General features: G+C 38.5%; 22 protein-coding genes. 13 read left to right on the top strand and 9 right to left on the bottom strand.

Annotated features, from left to right (window positions below):
• The 3 genes from ACIR131C_RS22635 to ACIR131C_RS0112255 all read right to left on the bottom strand — a co-directional run.
• On the bottom strand, positions 1 to 840 hold an 840-nt coding region (locus ACIR131C_RS22635; protein ID WP_196811760.1), incomplete at its 3' end, for a hypothetical protein.
• 590 nt (positions 841 to 1,430) lie between these two features.
• On the bottom strand, positions 1,431 to 3,020 hold the full coding sequence (locus ACIR131C_RS0112260; protein WP_028083939.1) for a B12-binding domain-containing radical SAM protein: 1,590 nt from the start codon (positions 3,018 to 3,020) through the stop codon (positions 1,431 to 1,433).
• Between the two features lie 195 nt (positions 3,021 to 3,215).
• Positions 3,216 to 4,811, bottom strand: coding sequence for a B12-binding domain-containing radical SAM protein (locus ACIR131C_RS0112255; protein ID WP_028090429.1), 1,596 nt, complete (start codon positions 4,809 to 4,811; stop codon positions 3,216 to 3,218).
• A 296-nt stretch (positions 4,812 to 5,107) separates the two neighbouring features.
• On the opposite strand from ACIR131C_RS0112255, the gene ACIR131C_RS0112250 reads away from it, so the two are divergent.
• The 3 genes from ACIR131C_RS0112250 to ACIR131C_RS0112240 all read left to right on the top strand — a co-directional run bounded on the left by ACIR131C_RS0112250 (position 5,108) and on the right by ACIR131C_RS0112240 (position 6,378).
• Complete coding sequence (locus ACIR131C_RS0112250) at positions 5,108 to 5,311, top strand: DUF433 domain-containing protein (RefSeq protein ID WP_028083937.1); 204 nt, start codon at positions 5,108 to 5,110, stop codon at positions 5,309 to 5,311.
• A gap of 42 nt (positions 5,312 to 5,353) precedes the next feature.
• Positions 5,354 to 5,866: a LabA-like NYN domain-containing protein gene (locus tag ACIR131C_RS0112245; protein WP_035371956.1), complete on the top strand. Its 513-nt coding sequence runs from the start codon at positions 5,354 to 5,356 to the stop codon at positions 5,864 to 5,866.
• A gap of 113 nt (positions 5,867 to 5,979) precedes the next feature.
• On the top strand, positions 5,980 to 6,378 hold the full coding sequence (locus tag ACIR131C_RS0112240) for a virulence factor (RefSeq protein ID WP_081677194.1): 399 nt from the start codon (positions 5,980 to 5,982) through the stop codon (positions 6,376 to 6,378).
• A 210-nt stretch (positions 6,379 to 6,588) separates the two neighbouring features.
• On the opposite strand, the gene vapC is transcribed toward ACIR131C_RS0112240, so the two are convergent.
• The 3 genes from vapC to ACIR131C_RS0112225 form a co-directional block, all read right to left on the bottom strand.
• Positions 6,589 to 6,990 (bottom strand): type II toxin-antitoxin system tRNA(fMet)-specific endonuclease VapC, encoded by a 402-nt coding sequence (vapC, locus tag ACIR131C_RS0112235; RefSeq protein WP_028090427.1) that lies wholly within the window; start codon positions 6,988 to 6,990, stop codon positions 6,589 to 6,591.
• Positions 6,987 to 7,259, bottom strand: a complete 273-nt coding sequence (locus ACIR131C_RS0112230; protein WP_028090426.1) for a DUF2281 domain-containing protein — start codon at positions 7,257 to 7,259, stop codon at positions 6,987 to 6,989. The genes vapC and ACIR131C_RS0112230 overlap by 4 nt, the downstream gene beginning before the upstream one ends.
• A gap of 385 nt (positions 7,260 to 7,644) precedes the next feature.
• On the bottom strand, positions 7,645 to 7,911 hold the full coding sequence (locus ACIR131C_RS0112225) for a hypothetical protein (protein ID WP_028090425.1): 267 nt from the start codon (positions 7,909 to 7,911) through the stop codon (positions 7,645 to 7,647).
• 157 nt (positions 7,912 to 8,068) lie between these two features.
• Between ACIR131C_RS0112225 and ACIR131C_RS0112220 the strand changes: the two genes are divergently transcribed.
• The 3 genes from ACIR131C_RS0112220 (at position 8,069) to ACIR131C_RS22630 (ending at position 11,766) form a co-directional block, all read left to right on the top strand.
• A complete protein-coding gene (locus ACIR131C_RS0112220; RefSeq protein WP_028090424.1) occupies positions 8,069 to 9,610 on the top strand; it encodes a YcjF family protein in 1,542 nt (513 codons plus the stop codon).
• A gap of 337 nt (positions 9,611 to 9,947) precedes the next feature.
• Positions 9,948 to 11,153, top strand: a complete 1,206-nt coding sequence (locus ACIR131C_RS0112210) for an urease accessory protein UreH domain-containing protein (RefSeq protein ID WP_028090423.1) — start codon at positions 9,948 to 9,950, stop codon at positions 11,151 to 11,153.
• Entirely contained in the window at positions 11,128 to 11,766 is a 639-nt protein-coding gene (locus ACIR131C_RS22630; RefSeq protein ID WP_035371952.1) for a hypothetical protein, read from the top strand. Before ACIR131C_RS0112210 ends, ACIR131C_RS22630 begins: the two co-directional genes overlap by 26 nt.
• A gap of 122 nt (positions 11,767 to 11,888) precedes the next feature.
• Here ACIR131C_RS22630 and ACIR131C_RS0112200 read toward each other — a convergent pair whose 3' ends face one another.
• The gene (locus tag ACIR131C_RS0112200) at positions 11,889 to 12,761 is read right to left on the bottom strand and encodes a ParA family protein (RefSeq protein ID WP_028090422.1); all 873 of its coding nucleotides are present in this window, start codon (positions 12,759 to 12,761) and stop codon (positions 11,889 to 11,891) included.
• Between the two features lie 319 nt (positions 12,762 to 13,080).
• On the opposite strand from ACIR131C_RS0112200, the gene ACIR131C_RS0112195 reads away from it, so the two are divergent.
• From ACIR131C_RS0112195 to ACIR131C_RS0112170, 6 genes are all read left to right on the top strand, one after another.
• On the top strand, positions 13,081 to 13,920 hold the full coding sequence (locus ACIR131C_RS0112195) for an urease accessory protein UreD (protein ID WP_028090421.1): 840 nt from the start codon (positions 13,081 to 13,083) through the stop codon (positions 13,918 to 13,920).
• Positions 13,921 to 13,951: 31 nt separating this feature from the next.
• The gene (gene ureA / locus ACIR131C_RS0112190; RefSeq protein WP_028090420.1) at positions 13,952 to 14,254 is read left to right on the top strand and encodes an urease subunit gamma; all 303 of its coding nucleotides are present in this window, start codon (positions 13,952 to 13,954) and stop codon (positions 14,252 to 14,254) included.
• A gap of 165 nt (positions 14,255 to 14,419) precedes the next feature.
• Positions 14,420 to 14,725, top strand: a complete 306-nt coding sequence (locus ACIR131C_RS0112185; RefSeq protein ID WP_028090419.1) for an urease subunit beta — start codon at positions 14,420 to 14,422, stop codon at positions 14,723 to 14,725.
• Between the two features lie 42 nt (positions 14,726 to 14,767).
• A complete protein-coding gene (gene ureC, locus ACIR131C_RS0112180; RefSeq protein WP_028090418.1) occupies positions 14,768 to 16,474 on the top strand; it encodes an urease subunit alpha in 1,707 nt (568 codons plus the stop codon).
• Positions 16,475 to 16,477: 3 nt separating this feature from the next.
• A complete protein-coding gene (locus ACIR131C_RS0112175; RefSeq protein ID WP_028090417.1) occupies positions 16,478 to 17,449 on the top strand; it encodes an RpnC/YadD family protein in 972 nt (323 codons plus the stop codon).
• Positions 17,450 to 17,543: 94 nt separating this feature from the next.
• Positions 17,544 to 18,929, top strand: coding sequence for an aldehyde dehydrogenase (locus ACIR131C_RS0112170; RefSeq protein ID WP_028090416.1), 1,386 nt, complete (start codon positions 17,544 to 17,546; stop codon positions 18,927 to 18,929).
• Positions 18,930 to 19,228: 299 nt separating this feature from the next.
• On the opposite strand, the gene rpmF is transcribed toward ACIR131C_RS0112170, so the two are convergent.
• The gene (gene rpmF / locus ACIR131C_RS0112165) at positions 19,229 to 19,405 is read right to left on the bottom strand and encodes a 50S ribosomal protein L32 (RefSeq protein ID WP_028083266.1); all 177 of its coding nucleotides are present in this window, start codon (positions 19,403 to 19,405) and stop codon (positions 19,229 to 19,231) included.
• Positions 19,406 to 19,659: 254 nt separating this feature from the next.
• Between rpmF and ACIR131C_RS0112160 the strand changes: the two genes are divergently transcribed.
• Positions 19,660 to 21,492, top strand: a complete 1,833-nt coding sequence (locus ACIR131C_RS0112160; protein WP_028090415.1) for a caspase family protein — start codon at positions 19,660 to 19,662, stop codon at positions 21,490 to 21,492.
• Positions 21,493 to 21,543: 51 nt separating this feature from the next.
• Here the strand turns inward: ACIR131C_RS0112160 and ACIR131C_RS0112155 are convergent, their stop codons facing one another.
• Positions 21,544 to 21,921, bottom strand: coding sequence for a Mo-dependent nitrogenase C-terminal domain-containing protein (locus ACIR131C_RS0112155; RefSeq protein ID WP_028090414.1), 378 nt, complete (start codon positions 21,919 to 21,921; stop codon positions 21,544 to 21,546).
• Positions 21,922 to 22,191: the final 270 nt, after the last annotated feature.

Raw genomic sequence — 22,191 nt, 5'->3', positions numbered from 1 at the left:
AGACCAAGTAGAAGCGGCATTAACTGTAGTTGTTCCACTTTCTATGTTGAAGTTACCCGCACCAGTAATGCTATTACCTGAATTGAAGTTGTAGTCAGCAGTGATTCTTAATGTCCCTCCCGCATCAATACTGAAATTACCAGTATTAGTTCCTCCTCCACCAAGGTTCAAAGTCCCAGCCTTAACTTTAACTGTACCTGTGTTGTTGAAAACGAAGCCGGCAAAGTCTGCAAATGTTGTACCATTGGATTTGGTGAAAGTTCCAGCATTATTAAAAATGGATTGATTTCCAGATTGTTGAGAAAAAATGCTATCTTTTTGTAAGTCAATAGTTCCAGTGCTGGTATTATTCCAGATTGCTCCGTTGTAGGCATAGAACGTAGCACTTCCTGTCAAAACTGTTGCTCCTGACGTTTCTAGGGTAGTTCCATCGATTATGAGATTGCTACCCCAGTCTAATGTACCACAGTTTAATGTACCACTGACGGTCTTTTTCCCTGTACCGCTTAATCCGCCACCACTCCAGTTGAGTTGGTTGGAAACCGTCAAAGCACCAGTTCCGTTAATAGTTCCACTCGTCAGATTCAAAACACCATTAGCACCAACCGTACTTACACCATTCAGGGTGAGGGTAAAACCATTGTTATTGAGGGTTTGGGTTCCGGTGGTTCCACCAAGATTTAATCCAGACAGGGTTCTGTCGAGATTCAAGAGAACGGTATAAGTGCCGTCGAGATCGATGTAAGCAATATCGGCTGTGGTTGGTACTGTGCCAGGATTCCAGTTAGCAGCAGTATCAAAGTTTCCGTCAACACTGTTTTTCCATGAAATATTAGCCATTGGATTAAATTCCCTCAGTGGTTAAGTTCAGTATATTTACGCTTGATTTTTCGACTGATTATTAAACTTGAGTGGACTGAAAAGTAACTAACACAACATAAATAACATTCTGGTTTAGGTTTAGTTGACGAAAATTTTACTATGTTTATACAGATATGTCTATATTTTCTACATAAAAATTTACATAAAAATTAGGACTTACGCACTGTACAAATTCACTATAACGGGACGAAAATCCGTCGTTTTCGGCTTTGGGAATAACTAATTGAGTACGGTGCGTCGGACACGATATTTTGAGAAAAAACAGATTTCTTGTATCTGACGCACCCTACAAGAGATAAAATTCACATTACATATTTAGAGATTGCGTGAAACAAAAACCGTGGTTCATTTACCAACAAAATCACTGTAAAGCGTTAAGCATTTTTAAAAAAGCTAAGTAAGTGAACGGAAAAAACCGACATAAGTAACGAAAAGTAAAGTTGCCCAAAACCTCTTCCCTGTTCCCTGTTAAGAGTTCCCTGTTCCCTTGTCATAACGACAATTTTTAACGCCAACCTAATTAAAACAAACTTTTCAGCTTCTTGAGTTTAAACTAACACTTGTGCTTTTTCCTCTTCCAGCTTTACCTGAGCCTCTGCTTCCAGAAACTCAGCCACTTGTGCCTCAATTTCGTCGCGCACAATTTGACGATATTCCAAGAAATGCTCAATTTGAGCGCAAACAGATAAATAGCTACTGATACCACCAGGATTATGCTTGTACATACTCCAAAGATTACGCCAGAATTGCCAACGGGTATTACGTAACACACCTTGTCGCCAGCAAATAGTTAATAACGCCCGCAATACCTTCCAATTCAAGGGTTTTTTTGCACCTTTGCCCTTTTTCGGGTAAGTAGCTTCACCTAAAATGCGGTAGTGACGGTAAGCACGATCTAAAAATCGTGATGGTTCGTATAATTCCCAAAATGCTTCTACATATTCACTAGCAATTTCTGCTAAAGGCCTTGTAGGGACAAAATTCATCAACGTAGTTTGATTAATATTTGCAGATTTACTGCGGAGTCGGTTTTCCTTTGCTAATCTATGCCATAATGCAGTATCAGGAAGGGCTTGAAGCATACTAAATAAAGCAGTGGGAATTGATGTCTGCTCTACAAATTTGACAATTCTCGCCCCAGCCCCCGACTTTTCACCATCAAAACCAATAATAAAACCTGCCATAACTCGCAGTCCAGAGCGCGTAATCTTATATACCGCTTCACTCAGGGAATCCCGCGTATTTTGAAATTTTTGAGTAAAAGCGAGGCTTTCTTCGTCAGGGGTTTCAATACCCAAGAACACAGACCCGAAATTACACCTGACCATGGCATCCATTAGTTCTTGATCTTGGGCTAAATCCACGGAAGCCTCTGTCGCAAAGGAGAAAGGATACTCATGTGCAACCATCCAAGGTTGTAGTTCTTTTAAGAATAATTTAACGTTGCGTTTATTACCAATGAAGTTATCATCTACCATGAAAATACTGCGTCGCCAACCCAATTCATAAAGATAATCAAGTTCGGCGAGGAGTTGCGCTGGTGACTTGGTGCGAGGTTTGCGACCATAGAGAACAATAATATCACAAAATTCACACTGGAAGGGACAACCACGGGAAAATTGTACTGACATTTCCGCATAAGCATCAAATTCTAGCAAATCAAAGCGAGGGATGGGAGTATTTGTGACATCTGGCTTTTCACCACCTGAGCGGAATATTCCTGAAGTTTCACCACGGCTAATTGCATCTATAAATAATGGTAAGGTAATTTCTCCTTCATCCAAAATTAAATAATCTGCACCCACATCTGTGACTTCTTGGGGTAAAGCTGTTGGATAGGGTCCACCCACCGCTACACGCTTACCGCGCCCTTTTGCTTCTTGAATCTGTGCCAGCAAATCCTCTTTTTGCACAATCATTGCTGATAAAATCACTAAATCAGCCCAAGCCCATTCTGCTGCTGTAATTTGGCGAATATTCCGGTCTACTAACTTAAAATTCCACTCTTGGGGTAAAATTGCCGCTACCGTCACCAAACCCAAAGGTGGTAACATGGCTTTGCGGTCTAGTAAAGCTAGTGTTTTTTCAAAAGACCAAAAACTTTTCGGAAACAGTGGATATATTAGTAAAACATTCATGATATTAATTGTCAACCCTGAATTTTGCTTGTAGCTTGATTTTAAACAAAGACTGAAGATAGGAAATATTGTTCACAAGAAAATCGCAAAAAAGGCACGGAAGCCACTTTAGACAGTGGAGGAAGTGCCAACGGCGAATTTATTCGCCGAGCATAAGATATAATTGAACCGTAAGTAAGAACAACCAAGAACACTCTAAATTACTGCTTCTACTTTTTCGGCTGCTTGTTCTTTAACGAGTACATAGGGTTTTTCCGCACCTTGGGCTAAATACGCGGCTAATTGACTTTCGATTTCGTCGCGGACAATTTGCCGGTATTCCATAAAATGCTCAATGTGGGCGCAGGTAGAAACGTATTGTTCAACCACTTTCGGGTTATGCTTGAGAATACTAAAGAAGTGATGCCAGAATTTCCAGCGAGTTTGTCGTTTAAATCCTTGTCGCCAAATTACAATTAGTAAGGCTCTGACAACTACCCATTCTGGCATTTTTGCTGGTACTGTGTATTTAGCTGAACCTAACATCATAAAACAGCGATAGGTGCGGTCTAAATAGGCAACTGGGTCATATAAAGCACAGAAAGCCTCCACATATTCCCTAGCTAATTCTTCTAAAGGACGGGTAGGAATGAAGTTCATCAATGTGGTTTGATTGATGTTCCCATCTTGATTTTCCCGTAATCTTCCTTCTTTTTTCAAGCGATGCCACAATGCAGTATTGGGTAATGCTTGTAACATAGCAAAAGTTGTAGAAGGGATAGCTGCTAATTCAGCGAAGCGGACAATGCGCGAGCCTGCACCAGTCTTTTCACCATCAAAGCCAATAATAAACCCAGCCATGGGTCGCAAACCTGCTTTGATAATAGTTTCTACAGATTCAGCCAAGGAACTGCGAGTATTTTGGAACTTCTTAGTTAGTTGTAAACTATCTTCATCTGGGGTTTCAATGCCCAAAAATACCGCTTTAAAACCACAATCTACCATCAATTCCATCATTTCGGCATCTTGTGCCAAATCAATGGAAGCTTCCGTGTCAAAATTGAAAGGATATTGATGTTGTTCCATCCAAACTTTTAACTCTTTGAGCAACAATTTTACATTACGTTTGTTGCCAATAAAGTTATCATCTACCATGAAAACACCCCGCCGCCAACCCAACTCATAGAGATAATCTAACTCTGCTAAAAGTTGTGCAGGGGTTTTAGTTCTCGGTTTGCGTCCATATAAAACAATGATGTCGCAAAATTCGCACTGGAAGGGACAACCGCGCGAAAACTGCACCGACATCATATCATAGGCATTAAACTCCAACAAATCAAAGCGGGGAATGGGTGTAGTTGTGACATCAGGCTTTTCAGTAGCGCGGAAAACTCCAGATTTTTCTCCCCGTTGTACCGCTGCTACAAACATGGGTAAAGTAATTTCTCCCTCGTCGAGAATGAGGAAATCTGCCCCTGCTGCTTCCACCTCATGGGGTGTAGAGGTGGGGTAGGGACCACCCAAAGCTACCAACTTACCGCGTTTTTTTGCTTCTCGAATTTGTGCCAATAAGTCTTGTTTTTGAACAATCATGGCGGAAAAAATCACCATATCTGCCCATGCCCACTCTTCCTCAGTGGCAGCGCGGATGTTACGATCTACAAGTTTAAATTCCCATTCTTGGGGTAAAATTGCCGCTACCGTTACTAAACCCAAAGGTGGTAATAACACCTTTCTGTCAACCAGCGCCAGAATTTTCTCATAAGACCAAAAGGTTTTTGGAAATATTGGATAAACTAGCAAAACACGCATAGTATCACCCCTCACGATTTATTTGTGATCTAACTGTAACTAAAATTCAGACTAATTGACTTTTTTCTCAATTTGTCCGTTGTATGTGAGAATGGGGGGATTGTCAAAATCAGGATATCCAGGATTTAAGGATGAACATGATGAAGACTGGAATTTCATCACTGATTACTTATCATATTTTATACAGCTTGCGACTTAATAATTAGCAACTTGGGTTAATATAATTTCTATGGATAGTACAAGTTCTGTTGTATGTGAGAATAGGTAAAGAATTTTTATAGTTCAGGAGTTCCACCGTGCTGGCTCAATTAGATCGTATTACTATTAATCCTAATGTTTGCCTTGGACAACCAACAATTCGGGGAATGAGGATTACTGTGGGCTTTGTGTTGAAATTACTGGCTAGTAACCTTTCGGTTCAGGAAGTTTTAGCGGCTTATCCAGAATTAGAGGATGAAGATATTCGACAGGCGCTTAACTACGCAGCTTGGACTGTTTAAAGTTATAATTGAATTTACCAAATATTTCAATTAAATAGAATTATGTTGAGAATTTCTGTATTTCTTGATGGTGCAAATTTCTTTTTCATGCAAAAGAACGCACTATGTTGGAAGGTAGATCCTAAAAAGATTCTTGATTATATTGAGACAGAAGGTAATATTGTTGATGCCTTTTATTATATTGGACATGACACACCGCCTGAAGCAAAACAACAGTCATATTTAGACGCATTACCTTTAATGGGTTATTCACTTATTACAAAACCAATAAAAACAATTTATGATGCGAATACTGGACTAACAAAACAGAAGGCTAATTTAGATATTGAAATAGTTTTGGATATGTTTAACACTATAGACAGCTATGATAAAGCTGTATTAATTAGTGGGGATGGAGATTTTGAAAGGGCATTGACCTTATTAAGGGCGAACGGAAAACAATTTACTGTAATAGCTACCGATAAATTTATCGCAAGAGAATTAAGGAATGTTGCTGGAAGACACTATATTCGTTTTGATGATATTAGAGATAAGGTTGAGAAAACTTTATCCTAATATTTTGCTAAAGCGGATAAGTTAGATATTGAAACTTCCGCCTGATTTAGATTGCTATATTCTAAATGAAATTGCTAAACTTAAGAGGCTAAATCGTTATGTTGGTGGGATAAATGATTTCTCAAGTGGCTAAGAAATTAGACAAGACCCAAACTATTGGGCGGCAACAGTTAAGCAAGATACAGCAGGTAAATAAACAAGAAATTGGGGGAGCAAGAATGTACGCTATTGCTTTTGATATGGATATTGAATCACTGAAGCTGAACTACGGTGATCCATACAACAATGCTTATGGTGAAATTGCGAAAATTTTGCAAAGGAAAGGTTTCACTCGGCAACAAGGCAGTGTTTATTTTGGGGATACAAACACTATTAATGCTGTTACGTGTGTGCTTGCTGCAATTGATTTATCTCAAAATCTCCCATGGTTTGCGGCATCAGTTAAAGATATTCGTATGCTGAGAATTGAAGAATTTAATGACTTAATGCCCGCTGTTCAACAGAATAAGTAAGTTTGGTCTCTTCGTGTTTGTTTGATAAGGTGCGTTACTTTTTTAACCCACCTTTTTTCTTTGCATGGGAGCGATGTTTGCGGTAAGGGAGCGATCGCATGAGATACACTAGAAGAGTGCGATCGCTCTCATTGTCAAGTTAAATTATTATAAATTACGCGAAATCTCTCTAAAACTCTCTTCTCTTCGTATCCTTCGTGTCTTCGTGGTTTATTCTTCCCAATCTTCAAACCGTAAACCATTTACCCGGCTAAACTCTCGGACATTATGCGTTACTAATATCAAATTATTTACCATAGCAATAGCCGCAATTTGTAAATCATTAGCACCAATAATAATTCCTTTCGCTGATAATTCTGCACGAATTCTGCCATAAATGAAAGAAGCATCATCATCAAACGGCAATGAAACAAATAACTTGAGAAACTCTTGCTGTCTATCCAGGGTTTTTTCAAGATTATTACTTTTCATAGCACCATAAAATAACTCACCTTTAACTACTGAACAAACCGCAATATCCGCAATATTTGTTGATCGTAACCGCTGCCGAATTGCCAAAGACTTACCATTAAGATAACGAGCGCAAACATTAGTATCTAGCAAATAAATCATGCAGCTTCTTCTCTTTGGGCAAAATTATCCTCATCATCAATAACAATAGGATCATCTTGACAACTACCATAAGTTTGTTCAAAAAAACCAGGAGGCCAGCCTAATTCCTCTGGTGATTTTTGCTGAGATTTACCTTTTGTGTATATATCATGTTTTTGTGACTTGAACTGTAAAAACTCAATAAAATTTAAAACCTCCTCCTGTTGTTGAGGGGTTAGATTTTGGACTATTTCTAAAATAGATTTTTGCCTTTCTACTGCTTGAGTCATAATTAAAAATCCTCCTCTTCTAAATTTACAACTATTGTAGGTTGGGTAGACGCAAGGAAACTCCACACTATGATTTATTTTATCTAATTTTATCGAATATGTTCGGTTGTGAGCGATCGCCGTGAAGTATATTTACAGCACTTCCCGGTGTTATGAGGTACATATCTAGCGGGCAAGACTTGTACTGAGCTTGCCGTTCGCGTAGCGTGGCGTTAGCCATAGTATGCCCGCACTACAAGAGTTTCATGATTCAACTTTGTACCTCATAAGAGCAGAAACCGCTGTAAGTGCTAAACCTAGTGTACTGATGACTTACGCAAAATACCTCTTAAACTCTCTTCTCTTTGTATCCTTCGTGTCTTCGTGGTTTATTCTTTCTTGACTTCTACCTTTTTGATTTGCGAGGGATATCTTCAACCCCGTCCGCTATAGTTTGCTCCCATAACTGTCTCTCAGAAACCTCCTCTTGCCACAGTGTTTCATTCTGCCTTAAAACAGTAAAAGCTTCATTGGCTCGTGTCAGAAACAAAGACCTGCGATAATTCTCAATAGCTCGATCTAAAACTGATTGAATTGTCTCACCAGAGTCCTCTACCATCGTTAGTAGAGTTTTATGTGTGGTTTCACTGATACTAACTTTTAGCTCAGGCATGACTTGTTCTCATAACTCACTAACCAATTATTATAGCAGTTGCCAGGGCGATACCTTCGGTAAGCTTCGCTAACGCATGAGATAAACTATAAGAAGTGCGATTCCCATTTATTATGCTATTGATCAACCCATTATATAAGTAATAAATTTATCATTCATGCCTTTGTCTCGCGTAGTAACACTGATTGTTGGCCTCATCGTCATTTTGGCGTTAACCCTATGGCTAATTGATTCTCTCTCTCGGCTGTACTGGCAGTTGTCCTATTCACCATTGTTGGGTAATTTACTATTATTACTGCTAATTTTCTTGATTGGTGGTTTAATCGCCGCCTTTGTCTATTATGTACTAGTGCTGCGAAAAGGGGAAGAAAAATCCCGACGACAACGCCAAAGAGTGACTCCAGCCCAAATTCCTGCGGCTAAATCTGATGCGGCTTCTTCCACTCTACAAGCAGTGCGTCAACAAGTAGCCCAAATTCAAGATGAGGTGACACGCCAAGCTTTACTCAGTCGCACTAGGGACATTGAGGCTAATTTAGCTAGGGGGGAAATTCAAGTGGTTGTCTTTGGCACAGGAAGCGCCGGCAAAACTTCCCTAGTTAATGCCATTATGGGGCGGATAGTGGGTGAAGTCAACGCACCTATGGGGACAACTCAGGTGGGAGAAACCTATTGTTTACGGTTGAAGGGTTTGGAACGGAAGATATTAATTACCGATACTCCAGGGATTTTAGAACCAGGGGTGGAGGGTACGGAACGGGAACAATTGGCTAGGGCTTTGGCCACGGAAGCAGATTTACTGTTATTTGTGGTAGATAATGATTTACGCCGTTCTGAATATGAACCACTGCGGGGGTTGGCGGAAATTGGTAAGCGATCGCTTTTAGTGCTAAATAAAACGGATTTATATACTGATACTGATAGGGATGTGATTTTGGGGAGATTGCGGTCAAGAGTACGGAGTTTTATTGCTACTAATGATGTGGTAGCGATCGCTGCTAACCCGCAAATAGCTAAGTTAGAAACCGGTGAAACCTTCCAGCCAGAACCAGATATTATACCTCTGTTGCGGCGCATGGCCTCTATCTTACGGGCTGAAGGTGAGGATTTAGTGGCAGATAATATTCTTTTACAATCTCTGCGTTTAGGGGAAGAAGCCCGCAAACTCATAGATTCCCAGCGTCGTCGTCAAGCTGATAAAATCATCGTTCGTTATCAATGGATTGGGGCAGGGGTGGTTTCTGTGACACCATTACCAGTAGTAGATTTACTGGCTACTGCTGCCGTTAATGCCCAAATGGTTGTAGAAATTGGTAAGATATACGGTTGCGATTTAAACATGGAAAGGGGTAAGGAATTAGCCCTATCTTTAGGAAAAACTATTGCTGGTTTAGGTATCGTCAAAGGGGCAATTCAATTATTATCAACAGCTTTACAACTCAATGTAACTACTTTTGTTGTCGGTAGAGCAATTCAAGGTGTAACAGCCGCTTATTTAACCCGCATTGCTGGGAAAAGCTTTATTGAGTATTTTCGTCATGATCAAGATTGGGGTGACGGGGGAATGACAGAAGTAGTACAACAGCAGTTTCAGATTAATCGCCGAGATGAGTTTATCAAAGTTTTTGTTCAAGAAGCGATCGCTAAAGTTGTTAAACCTTTAACTGATAGCTTTACAGACAAAGAAGAATATAAGTAAAAATATTGGCGTTATAAATTACATATAAATTACATTTTTAGATTTTGGCATTTTGGCATTTTTTTGAGTTGTTGCTTTGCTATGTTAGGTACGCGAATGTCTTTGTGCGATAATTCCGACTTGCAGAATCCCTCGGTTTCCAACTGGGGGTCTTTTTTTAGTATATATGTATTTTTAGACACTAATTTTTAAATCTTTTACCGGAATCCGAATCTGGCAAAATGAGTACATCAAGTTTGACAGCTTGTCTTTTGACATGGACATCATAGTAAGAGATGTCTAAGGTATACTTTCCTAATTGCCAATTCCTAGTTCCCATCCAGTTTCCATAATTCATATGCTAGACTTGTCACTTATAATACTGCTAGGTTTTCTGGGCAGTTTTGGACATTGCTTTGGAATGTGTGGACCATTAACAGTGGCCTTTTCCCTTTCCAAGCAGCAAGAAAATCCGAGTTGGCAACAACAATTAAAATTTCATACTTTACTGAATTTGGGGCGAATGTTGAGTTATACTGTAGTCGGTGCTGGCATTGGCTCACTAGGTTCAGTATTAGTAGAAGGTGGACAACTAGCGGGAATTGGTAGTAATTTACGGCATTGGATAGCCATAATTACGGGTACGATGCTGATTTGGTTTGGTTTAGGACAAATTAAACCGGGTTTTTTACCGCATATTCCCCTGTTACACCCTATATTAAAAGGTAACTTGCACAACCGTCTCAGTGCGGGCATGATGAAGTTATCTTCACAAACTCAATGGTGGACACCAGCACTTTTGGGTATGACCTGGGGACTGATGCCCTGTGGTTTTTTATACGCAGCCCAAATCAAAGCGGCGGCTACGGGGAATTTGTGGCAAGGTGCAGGGACTATGTTAGCTTTTGGGATTGGCACACTACCCACCATGGTGGGTGTCGGTGTTTCTACGGCATTAATTAGTAAAGATCGCCGTAGTCAATTATTCCAATTGGGTGGGTGGGTAACTTTGATTATTGGTGTTATTACCCTACTGCGGACAGGAGACACCATGACAGACTATAACGGCCACGCTGCTCTAATTTGTTTAATTCTGTCCTTGATTGCTCGTCCTGTCAATAGTTTTTGGTCTGCACCACTGCGTTACCGTCGGGCTTTGGGAGTTGGGGCTTTTGTGCTATCTGGGATACATACTATTCATCATCTTCAACACTCCCTAAACTGGAATTTCAGCGCTTTTTGGTTTTTACCGTTAGAATTTCAATGGGGAATGGGCGCTGGGGCTGTAGCATTAGTATTAATAACTCCTGCTGCTTGTACAAGTTTTGATTTTCTGCAAAAGTCATTAGGTAAATATTGGCGGCAAATTCATCTTTTTAGTGTACCAGCTTTATTATTAAGTGCTATTCATACGGTTTTAATGAGTTCTCATTACTTACAAAACCAATTAACCGTCATTTTGTTGGGGATAATTACCTTTGGTGTTTTAGTGGTACGTTCTCGATATTTTTGGATATATTTAGGGTTAGAAAAGTTTTATGTTCCTCCCAAGAAATCGCGGTAGATTAAATATCTTCAGTATTTTTACTCGTCACAAAAGCAAAATAAAGTATCTATTATTATTGGTTTTATCTAGTTTAATAGTAGCTGAAAATACGCAGGTCTTAGCCCATACAGTAAAAATATCAGCAGACGTAGGTGGTACTGTCCACTTAGAACCTAATGATAGTCCCCGCGCTGGAGAAGTTACTCCAGCTTGGTTTCTCCTGACCCGTAAAGGTGGTCAGGTAATTCCTTTAAAAGATTGTCATTGTCAATTAGCTATTTACGCTGAACCTCATGTCACAGGAGAACCAGCATTAATTCAACCTCTATTAAAACCCATTCAGGCTGAACGGTATCAAGGCATACCAGGAGGAGAATTTATTTTTCCTAAACCAGGTGCTTATCAGTTGCAATTGAGTGGTACACCTGTGACTGCCGGGAGTTTTCTACCTTTTGAGTTAAAGTTTCTTGTGACTGTAGCTAGGGGAAAGGTTGTTAATACTCCTCAAGGGGTACAGAATGGGATTTCACAGGAAGGGAGAACAATTGGGTTAACACAACCTTTAATTTGGTTAGGAATTTTGTTGATATCTGGAGGAATTGTCATTTTTTTGGTGTCTTTGTGCTGCTAAACTTTCGACCATGAGAATCCTCTACTGTTAATAGAATGATGTAAAATTGGCAAGAATCCAACATATTCAAAACCTAACATACAAGAGAAAACAGGACGAGATATAGGGTGACAGCCTGATGTTTATGCTAAACTTACCATTTGTGGCAGATTAACAGAATTGTGATTTAGTCTTTGGATAAATTCTTGAGTTAGTTTTACCATAACATCATGAATATCACCATATTTTTGTTTGTATGTTAGCTGCATACTGAAATCTAAACTTTCCGCAATTTTCGCTCTTTCTGGGATTTTATTAGAGAAAGTTGGTGGGAAAAAAGGATTGACAATAATAAAATTCAAATTCTGTGTTTGAGAAACAGTACCATTATAACGAGAAATCAAAGTTCCTATGGGGTTAAGGTCATGTTGATAATCTTGATTAAACTTCTCAATCTGTTTTAGTAATAGTTCTAAACCGTGAATTGACATTCGACTAGGAACACAGGGTATAATACAGTAATCACTGGCATAAAAGGCACTTTTGATAATATTATTAATACTGGGTGGACAATCTATTAAAATATAGTCATATTCTGTTAATAATGGATTGATAAGTTGACGTAAAATTGCTACAGAAGTTTCTGGAAAATCTTCCTGAAGTTCAAATAATTTGGAACTACTAGGAATTAGATGTAGACAATTAAAAGAGTTTTTATTTCTGACATTAGAAACTTCTTCTTTAACGATAAATTTCTGATAATTACCATCGCTTAAAAAATGATCAGCATTTTTAAATAAAAAGGGTAATGTCAATCCTAGATAATTATATTGCCATTCCCAGACCTGTTCAGACATTAAGGCAGTAGTTAAGTTACATTGAGGGTCTAAATCAATAGCAAGAACCCGCTGACCATACATGGTATCCCCTGCTAAATACTCTGACAAGGCCATAACTGTGGTAGTTTTACCAACTCCACCCTTGAGATTACAAACACTAATTACTTTAGCTGTCATATTTTTTTCGTAGATGCTGTATTTATGGAAATTCTATTATATTTTGACCTGAATGTAGTGTAAAGGCAACAGGTTAATTTTTCATATTGTGGTTATGGACTGTGGAAGCAACATCTTACTTAGGAAGTAATTACGCAAAATTAATTACTTGCCCTGGAATATTCTACATATAAATACGTAACTATGTGGTTTTTAAAAAAATAATTTAGTTAAAATACTACCTTGATTTATTTAAAAGTAGTAATTACAAAAGTATTTCTTAATAAAAAATCGAAAATGCTCTAAAATCAAAATTAGATAAAATTTATTTCATCTGGCAATGATTATTAACAGTCCAATAGATAAAAGTTGGCATGGAAAACTTAATTTAGTCTATGCTAATTGCCAAAATTCCACTCAATTAATTTACAATCACCATCAAGCACCTTTTAAAGTACAACGCCCCTTTTACCCAGAAGGACAAGAAATTTGCCATACAGTGATTTTACACACTGCTGGGGGCATTGTAGGGGGCGATCGCCTGACATCTGATATTCACCTCCAACCCCAGACAAATGCCTTAATTACCACCGCAGCCGCAAGTAAAATATATCGTAGTCAGGGCTTACCAGCAAGACAAATTGTCAATATCCAAGTTAATGATCATAGTCATTTAGAATATTTACCCCAAGAAAATATCTTATTTAATGGGGCAAATTATCGCCAAGATTTGCGGGTAGAATTAGGTAAAAATGCCAATTATTTAGGCTGGGAAATTATGCGATTTGGACGCAGTGCTAGAGGTGAGAAATTTTTAGAGGGAGAAATGCGATCGCACACAGAAATATGGCAAAATGATATACCATTATGGATTGATAGACAAATCATCCCTGGTAATGAAGAAGTATTTTACAGTCCCCACGGTTTAGCAGGAAACCCGGTTGTGGGGACTTTAGTTTGGGTAGGAAATTCCGTTTCTGGAGAAATGATTGACAAAGCCCGTTCTTTAATCATGGAAAATAAATTTTCTGGAGTAACTCGCTTACAGCAGGGATTTTTATGTCGCTATCGTGGTAATTCTATATCAGAAGTGAGAAATTGGTTTACAAATATTTGGCAAAATTTACGAATAAATTATCAAAATCGTGGTAATTGTATTCCTAGAGTATGGCAAATTTAAACCAACCACTTCAAGTACAGAGGAAAGAAAAATGCAGCTTACACCCCAGGAAAAAGATAAATTATTAATTTTTACCGCTGCTTTAGTCGCGGAAAGACGAAAAAATAGAGGTTTAAAATTGAATTATCCTGAAGCAGTGGCTTTTATTTCTGCTGCTATTTTAGAAGGTGCAAGAGATGGTCAAACTGTGGCCAATTTGATGAGTTATGGCACGACTTTATTAACACGAGATGATGTTATGGAAGGTGTCCCAGAAATGATTCATGATGTTCAGGTAGAAGCCACTTTCCCTGACGGAACTAAGTTAGTAACTGTACATAATCCCATTCGTTAAAAACGATGAAAATAGGATAAAGTACAAATCTAGGAAAAACAATTAGCAACTCACTCATCTTATTTTCTGACACAGTTTGATATTTCGCAAATTGCTGTACTCAGAAAAGAAAATGGATAAGTCCTGCAATTCTTGTAAAATTTGTAACTTAGGAGAAATCAGATTATGATCCCCGGAGAAATTATTACCCCTACTGGTGAAATAGAATTAAATGCAAATCGTCCAACTACTAAATTAATAGTAGCAAATACAGGAGATAGACCAATTCAAATCGGTTCACATTTTCATTTTTATGAAGTTAATAGTTTTCTACATTTTGATAGAGAAAAAGCGCGAGGAATGAGATTAGATATTCCCGCAGGTACAGCAGTCAGATTTGAACCGGGAGACGAAAAAGAAATCACATTAATTCCTGTAGTTGGTAGCCGCCAAATCTACGGCTTTAATAACAAAATTGATGGAAATCTGTAAATTCTCTCCGCACCGGAAACGTGATCAAAAAAGGATAAAAATATGTCATACAAAATGAACCGCCAAGCCTACGCCGAAACCTACGGACCAACAGTAGGAGACAGAATTAGATTAGCAGACACAGAATTATTTATCGAAGTAGAAAAAGATTTCACAAATTATGGAGATGAGGTGAAATTTGGCGGGGGAAAAGTGATTAGAGATGGTATGGGACAATCCCCAATTTCTAATAGTGATGGTGCGGTAGATTTAGTGATTACTAATGCTTTAATTCTCGATTGGTGGGGTATTGTCAAGGCAGATATTGGGATTAAAAATGGTAAAATTTACAAAATTGGTAAGGCCGGAAATCCCTATATTCAAGATAATATAGATATCATTATTGGACCGGGAACGGAAGCTTTAGCTGGTGAAGGAATGATTCTGACTGCGGGAGGAATTGATACCCATATCCATTTTATCTGTCCCCAACAAATTGATGTAGCCATTGCATCAGGTATTACGACAATGATCGGTGGTGGCACAGGACCAGCTACGGGAACAAATGCCACAACTTGTACTCCAGGACCATGGAATATTTACAGAATGTTGCAAGCAGCGGACGCTTTTCCTGTTAATTTGGGATTTTTAGGAAAAGGTAATACTAGTCAACCCCAAGGACTGATAGAACAAATTGAAGCCGGGGTAATGGGGTTAAAACTCCATGAGGACTGGGGAACAAATCCTGCAACTATTGATACTTGTTTAACTGCGGCTGATGAATATGATATACAAGTAGCAATCCATACCGATACTTTAAACGAAGCTGGCTTTGTCGAAGATACAATTGCGGCTTTTAAACATCGTGCTATTCACACTTACCACACTGAGGGGGCTGGAGGAGGACACGCACCGGATATTATTAAGGTTTGCGGACAAAGTAACGTTTTACCCTCTTCTACCAACCCTACCCGTCCTTACACCGTTAATACCCTAGATGAACACTTAGATATGTTAATGGTGTGTCATCATCTTGATCCCGCTATTCCTGAAGATGTATCTTTTGCTGAGTCCCGTATCCGTAGAGAAACTATTGCTGCTGAGGATATTCTGCACGATTTAGGCGCGTTTAGTATGATTGCTTCCGATTCCCAAGCGATGGGGCGCGTTGGTGAGGTAATAATTAGAACTTGGCAAACAGCCCATAAAATGAAACTGCAACGCGGAAGCCTTGGTAATGATCGCAATGCAGACAATTTTCGAGCGAAAAGATATGTAGCTAAATACACTATTAATCCAGCAATCACCCATGGAATTTCTGAATATGTGGGGTCTGTAGAAGCGGGAAAATTAGCGGATTTATGTTTGTGGAAACCTGCTTTTTTTGGTGTTAAACCGGAAGTTGTCATTAAAGGCGGTATGATTGCTTGGTCACAAATGGGTGATGCTAATGCTAGTATTCCTACACCCCAACCTGTTTATATGCGTCCCATGTTTGGCAGTTTTGCTGGTGCGAAAAATGCGACATCATTAACTTTTGTGTCTCAAGTAGCTTTAGAAAGAGAAATTCCCCAACAATTAGGATTGAAAAAGTTAGCAATTGCTGTTTCGGGAACTCGTCAATTAACTAAAAAGGATATGAAATTAAATGATGCTTTACCTCTTATGGAAGTAGATTCCGAAACCTATGAAGTTCGCGCAGATGGTGAATTATTAACCTGTGAACCAGCGACAGTTTTACCTATGGCACAAAGATACTTTCTGTTTTAATTTATGACTGAACAATCTACCGATTACGATAGTCCTTGGAAAGAAATAATTGAACTATATTTCCCCAGTTTTTTAGAGTTCTTTTTTCCCTTAGCTTATGCAGAAATAGACTGGAATCGTCCCTATCAATTTTTAGATAAAGAACTACATCAACTAGAACCAGATGCAGAAATTGGTAAACGATTGGTTGATAAAGTTGCTAAAGTTTGGTTATTGAATGGGGAAGAGGCTTGGGTATTAGTTCATCTGGAAGTACAGGGACAATACGACAGCAAATTTACCGAACGGATGTATACATATAATTACCGCTTGTTTGACCGTCATAAAAAGCGCGTAATTAGTTTGGCAGTTTTAGCCGATGAAGACCCAAATTGGCGACCATCTAGTTATAATTATCAATTAGGAGGGTGTAGAGTTAGTCTAGAGTTTCCTATTGCTAAATTATTGGATTATGAACCATCTTGGTCAAGTCTAGAAACAAGTAAAAACCCTTTTGCTATCGTTGTGATGGCACATTTAAAGAGTAAAGCGACTAAACGCAGTCCTGAAGATAGACTACAATGGAAACTAAGTTTAGTCAGAATCCTCTTAGAAAGTGGTTTGAGTCGGCAAGATATTAGACAATTATTCCGGTTTATTGATTGGATAATGGTCTTACCTGAAGAATTGGCAATTAGTTTTAAAACAGAAATCAAAAGTTACGAAGAGGCTAGAAAAATGCGCTATGTAACCAGTATTGAAAGATTAGCTAAACAAGAAGGAATTGAGGAAGGTCTGCAAGAAGGTCGTCAGTTAGGAGTCATTCAAAGTAGTCAAGATAGCGTGATTGAAGTCTTAGAAACAAGATTTGGTCAAGTACCAATAACTATTATTAATGCAGTGAATAAGATCAATGATTCATCTGTTTTGAAAATACTCTTAAAAAGAGCGATCTCTATTCCTTCACTGGCTGAGTTTGAGCAATTATTACCATAGAGTTTAAATGTTGTTATTAATGCAGTAAAAACATCTGCATTAATAATAATTTTTCTAGAATTTCCGAATTTTGTCACCTAGTTATCAACAAAAAATGCTTACTACCGAACTATCAAAATCCCTGGATATTATCAACAAACAAAGGCAGTTTTTCCAAACAGGTAAAACTAAAGATGTAGCTTTTCGGATTTCTCAATTAAAAATCCTCAAACAATTAGTAATTGAGAATAAAGAGGGAATTATCCAAGCATTAAAAGCGGATTTACATAAACCAGAATTTGAAAGTTACGCTACAGAAATCGGTGTTAATAAAGAAATTGATTATGCCCTCAAACATATCAATAACTGGACAAAACCGCGAAAAGCAGCCGTTCCTCTGGACTTATTCCCCTATTCCGCTAAGATATGTCCAGAACCATTGGGAGTAGTATTAATTATTGGTCCTTGGAATTATCCCTTTCAATTAATCATATCACCTTTAGTTGGTGCGATCGCTGCGGGAAATTGTACGATCATTAAACCTTCAGAACTCGCACCCCATACTTCTGATTTAATCAGCAACCTGATTCAAAAATACTTTCCTCCTGAATATATTACCGTTATTCAAGGAGCAGTAGAAACTAGTCAACAGTTACTAGCCCAAAAATTTGATCACATCTTTTTTACTGGTGGTACAGCCATTGGTAAAATTGTCATGGAGGCTGCTGCAAAACATCTGACTCCAGTTACTTTGGAATTAGGGGGAAAAAGTCCTTGTATTGTTGATCATGACATTAATTTAGAACATACCGCTAAACGCATTACTTGGGGAAAATTTATTAACGCTGGACAAACTTGTATTGCACCTGATTATCTGTTAGTAGATAAAAGAATCAAACCAGATTTAGTCACTGCTTTACAAAAATGTCTCAAGGAATTTTATGGGGAAAATCCCGCTACCAGTCCTGATTATGCCAGAATTATTCATCAAAAACATTTTGAGAGATTAGCTAATTTACTCAAATCTGGTAAAGTTATTGTTGGTGGAGAAACTAAACCAGAAGAACTTTATATTGCTCCCACCTTATTAGAAAATGTTTCTTTAGAAGATCAGGTAATGCAAGAAGAGATTTTTGGTCCAATTTTGCCCATTATTGAATATGCAGATATTAACGAAGCCATTACTCTAATTAACTCCAGACCAAAACCCCTAGCTTTATATTTATTTTCCGAAAATAAAGACCTGCAAAAACGCATTCTACAGGAAACATCATCTGGAGGGGTATGTATTCAGGATACAATAATGCAGGTTGCTGTTTCGTCTCTACCGTTTGGGGGTGTGGGTGATAGTGGGATGGGTAGCTATCACGGTAAATCTGGTTTTGATACGTTTTCACATTACAAAAGCGTTTTACAAAACTTCCTACCTTGGGATATAAATTGGCGATACGCACCCTATAAAGGTAAAATATCACTTTTGAAATGGATTGTTGGTATTTAAGAGCAAATAAACCGCATTTACCCTAAAAACCATAGATTTCGGGAATTGGGGTGATAGAAAAGTCATCTGCGGTTAATTATTCGGAAAATCCTAGAGCAATTTTGTTTTTAACTTGAGGATTTTCTACCAATCCTCATCTATACTCAAAATGGCTGAATTATTTGATTTTACAGATTGGGTTTTAGCTGTGCTAAAACCCCACAAATCTAGATTTTTCCTAATCTGGTAAAAATGCAAATCTCAGCCGTTACGAGTATAAATTTATTACAAGTCTCTAGGAGAGAGTACAGAATTATGCTTTAAGATTCTTCAGTTTCTTCTTCCTGGTCAGTTGGATAGACGAATTTAGAACGGCCACTTAAAATGGATTTACCGAGGGAGATAGCTTTTTGGGCTTCAACAGCAGCCTTGTGTCTCCAGGTAGCGCGGCGTTTATCTCGTTTAGATTTTGATGTTTTCTTCTTAGGAACAGCCATGACAGCGGATATTGTGATTCTTGACAACCTTCCTATTCTAAGCGATCAATTAACATCAGGCACTATCAAAAGAACTGAATAATTGAATAATTGTTAAAATTGAGTGCAAATATTTTATAAATATTTTTTAGTGTAAAAAATAACTTATGTTATAAATCACTGAAAATTACATAAACTATAAAACATAAGTTAGCTTTATAGTAAAGGTTCGTGCTTACAGCAATTTCAGGGCAACAATAGCCGATAAAGACGGGATGGTAAATTACTGGGCGATCGCCATTGGCATTAATCAATATCAATTATTTCAACCTCTAGGTTGCGCTCAAGCGGATGCTGAGGCGATTAAGGATTATTTGGTGAACCAAGCAGGTTTTCCCCCGGAAAATTGCTTATTGATGACAAACACTTCCCCTTCTCTAGGAGATAAATCCTCCTATCCCACCAAGGAAAATATTCTGTCGTTGCTACAAGAATTAGCGGCTACATTTTGGCAGCCGGAAGACTATTTATGGTTATTTTTTAGTGGCTATGGCGTTAACTACAAGGAACAAGACTATTTAATGCCCGTTGGCGGTGATCCTGAACAAGTTGCTGAAACGGGTATAGAAGTGCGATCGCTGATGCAAAGTCTAGAATTTACCGGCATCAAGGTCTTACTGATCTTTGATATTAACCGGGCTTTTGGGACACAAGCAGATGCACCCGTAGGCCAAGAAATTATTGAACTGGCCACCCAATTACAAATGGGGGCGATTATTTCCTGTCAACCAGAAGAATTTTCCCATGAAAGTACAGAATTAGGTCACGGTTTCTTCACAGCAGCATTATTAGAAGCTTTAGGTTCGGGAAAAGGATACGACTTGAGCGATTTAGCCAGTTATTTGGGTGATCTTACACCCAAACTCTGTCAATACCACTGGCGGCCTGTCCAAAATCCTATCACCGTTATTCCTGATCAAAAACCAGCTATTTTGCCTATCTTGACATTAGATGAAAACTCCGCAGCTATCATTTTCCCCGAAGCCAGTTTTGCTGTCACAATAACTGCACACCCTGGGAAAAATAGTGACTCTATTACTACCATAGATCAAGCTGACTGGACAGAAAATGCCTCGGTAGCAACTACCTTAAATAAAATACCAACCGAATCAGTTTCCGAGTCAATTGTTGAAAACCACCACACCCTAGAAACGGCCCCAATCTCCCATGGGGAGGGTAGATTTATCCACCCTATGACTGTTGCCAAATACAAAGCTTCAAGGCGGTCAGAGATGGCTTTATGGCAAGAATTTATCCTCTGGGGTGGTGGCAATATGGTGATAGTAGCTTTAATCGCTACATTTTTGCTCCGCCATCATCAAAATTTCCGGGTTGAAAATTTATCAAAAATAGTATTTAATACTACAACTAATGCAACCCAATTTCCGCAGTTATCACCCACTAACCAAAACCGGAGTACCGCCCAAATTAGTGTGGATAGAGACTCTAAAAAACGTAATCAAGCCATTTTAGAGCTAGAAAAAATGTCTCTTGTCCCTAGTCAACCAGGGGATTTAGTGACAGCGATCGCCAAAGCTGAGAAAATTAAAGCAAACACACCAATATACGCAAAAGCACAGGAAAATATTCAAGTTTGGTGTCAGATGATTTTAGAATTAGCTCAAGCACAAGCCGAACAGAGAAAATATGAAAATGCTATAGCTACGGCTAAGTTAATTACCAAAAAAGAGCCGCTTTATTCCCAAGCTGAAACTGTGATTAAAAAATGGCAAATAGAGGGCAAACAGTATGTAAGCAATAAAACTCTCTTAGATGCAGCTACAGCATTAATTATTCCTGAACAAGCTTCTAGTTATAATCGTGCCATTGTAGTTGCTAAAAAAATACAGCGGGGACAACCTGGTTTTGAAATCGCCCAAACATCAATTAACCAATGGAGTGAAAAGATTTTAGATCTAGCCAAAATTCGGGCTAATCAAGGAGATTTTCAGGGTGCTATTTCCACTGCTATTTTAGTGCCTACAGGTGCGATCGCTTACGAAGATGCTCAGGATGCTATCCAAAAATGGCAACTTCAAAAGAATTAGTTAAGTGGTCAATGGTCAGTTATAAATGAATCGCCCGTTACCCATTACTTATTAGCAATACTGTGAAATATCCTCGCCGCAGGTATCAGCTAGATAACACATGGCTCTAAATCGTAAACCTACTAATTCTTCATACAAGGGGTTAAGCTTACACAATGGTGGAATGTGAAACAGGGTTTTACCAAATAGCTTGATATCGCGTTCAAATGGGCATTGAGCGGGAATTAATTTACATAGACGATGAGCAAATTGGCGATCGCTTACTTGGATGCTATTTAACCAATTTCGCAAAGGACGTAAAAATCCCCAAACAGGCTTAGGTGCAAGATCCTGTAAAGGAGTCACCTTAGTTTCACTAGCGTCTGTTTGATGTAGAGAAATCCAACTTGATACAAAAATCTTTTTGTTGGTATTTTTAGATACCTTCATAGTAATTATTCTCTTCTTATGAAGTTATTCACCTTACTGATGAATATACGATATGACAAGAACGGCAACCGTAAAACAGCATTATAACGGAAATTTTGTCAAAGCTGAAAGATCCTATAAACTGCTTTCTAGATTTCAGTCCATTTGTGATAAGTATAGTCAAATATTTCTAGCTTGGTAAGGCCTATACCTTACAGGACTAACTACAACCCGCACCCCAAAGGTTTCTATCATCAGATAGAGTTCCGAACTACTTTTACCTTTTTTCAG

The sequence above is a fragment of the Dolichospermum circinale AWQC131C genome (assembly GCF_000426905.1).
Lineage (GTDB): Bacteria > Cyanobacteriota > Cyanobacteriia > Cyanobacteriales > Nostocaceae > Dolichospermum > Dolichospermum circinale.
Note: the sequence above shows the minus strand (reverse complement) of the source record. Positions and strands in the feature narration are given on the sequence as shown.